Raw genomic sequence first — 1,696 nt, 5'->3', positions numbered from 1 at the left:
GAGCAAGCCCGCTCCCACATTGGAATGCGTACTCCTGTGGGAGCGGGCTTGCTCGCGAAGGCACCACTTCGTTTCCACAGGCAGAAACCCGACAATCCGCGTCACCAACTCTTCCTTCCAGCGCTGATCCTCCCGCAACCCGCTCATTGCATCGCCCCCACATCAAACTCCAGCGGCCTGGCCGGTTTCTGCCCGATCCCATACCAGTCGAGTTTGCGCGTCAGCACCATGAACACCCCGAGCAAGCCGAACAGCAGCAGCGACCCCATCAGCAGCGCGTAGTCCTCAGCGCTGAGCAAGCCATACAGCAGGCCATACAACGCCGCCAATCCCGCAGAAAAACTCAGGCCGTGGCGCACGCTGTGCAGCACGTGGCAAACATAAAACCCGATCAACAGCACACAGCCACTGGCCGACAGCAGATACGCCAGGGCAAAGCCGATGTGCTCCGACAACGACAACAGCAACAGGTAGAAAAACGCCAGCGCCACCCCGACCAATGCGTATTGCACCGGGTGCACCGCCAGACTTTTGAGCACTTCGAACAGGAAGAAACCGGCGAACGTCAGGACGATGAACAACAGCGCATATTTGATCGCCCGATCACTCTTCAGGTACTGATCCACCGGATCGATGAAACTCACACCAAAACTGCGCCCGTTGAATGCCTCGCAGTCATTGCCCATCACGCAACGGCTCATGGCTTCTTGCAGGTTGGTGGAGAAAAATGTGGTCTGCCAATCGGCGCTGAAACCCTGGTCGCTGATCTCGCGTTTGCCCGGCAGGAAGTTGCCGACAAAACTGGGGTGCGGCCAGTTGGCGGCAAGACTGACGTGACTGCTTTTGCCCACCGGCAACACCTGCAACGAACCGGTGCCTTGCAGACGCAGGTCGAAACCGAAGGTCAGCTCCGTGGCGTTGCGGGTATCCAGCGCTGGCAACGTCACCCGCACGCCTTCGCCGAGCCAACCCACCTGAGTGCCGGGCACGAAGTCCAGGCGCTGGCCATCGAGTTCCAGTTTCAGGGCGTTTTCGATGCCGCGAATATCGCTGATGCCCACCGCCAGAAACGGCGCGTCGAACTGGTAATCGACAAAGTCTTCCTTGATACCCAATTGCGCCGGCAACGAGAAATGCCCGTTGATGCGATTGTCGGCATGGAACAGTCGCGCTTCGTAGATACCGCGATTGCGCAGTTCGGTTTGCACCTGGCCGTCGAGCTCGAAACGCTCCGGCAGAAAGTACAGCCGACCACGCTCTTCGCCCAGTTCTTCGTAGCGCTGACTGGTTTTCTCGTTGGTCTTCCAGGTGCGCACCACTTTGCGATACGGCACCACCATCACCGGCCCGCTCAGTTGCTGGCTGTAGCTGGAGCTGCGGGCGATGTCTTCGAGCACGCCGTCGCGCAGTTGCTGGCGATCATCGATGATGCCGTCAATCATCAGCAGCGGTATCAGCAACAGCAGGATCAGCAGGGCAATCGCCCCGAGCTTTATGGTCAGATTCTTGTTCATGGGACTCTCCCTGTTTGGATGGGCAGAGTCTGCTGTTGATGTATGAGGGGAATGTGGGGGGAATATGGAGATTGTGTGGAGACTGCACCGGCCCCTTCGCGAGCAAGCCCGCTCCCACAGTTGATCTTTGGTGTGACCGAGACCTGTGTTTCAACACCCCCCCCTGTGGGAGCGGGCTTGCT

Annotated in this window: 1 protein-coding gene; it reads right to left on the bottom strand. The window is 59.0% G+C overall.

All coding sequences use genetic code 11. The features are described from left to right. Positions 1-143 precede the first annotated feature (143 nt). Positions 144-1,514, bottom strand: a complete 1,371-nt coding sequence (gene creD, locus QMX91_RS31020; RefSeq protein ID WP_282413899.1) for a cell envelope integrity protein CreD — start codon at positions 1,512-1,514, stop codon at positions 144-146. Between the last annotated feature and the right edge of the window lie 182 nt (positions 1,515-1,696).

Source organism: Pseudomonas sp. PS01299 (assembly GCF_029960145.1).
GTDB lineage: Bacteria > Pseudomonadota > Gammaproteobacteria > Pseudomonadales > Pseudomonadaceae > Aquipseudomonas > Aquipseudomonas putida_A.
The sequence above is the reverse complement of the archived record's forward strand: the minus strand, read 5'-3'. Positions and strand labels throughout refer to the sequence as shown.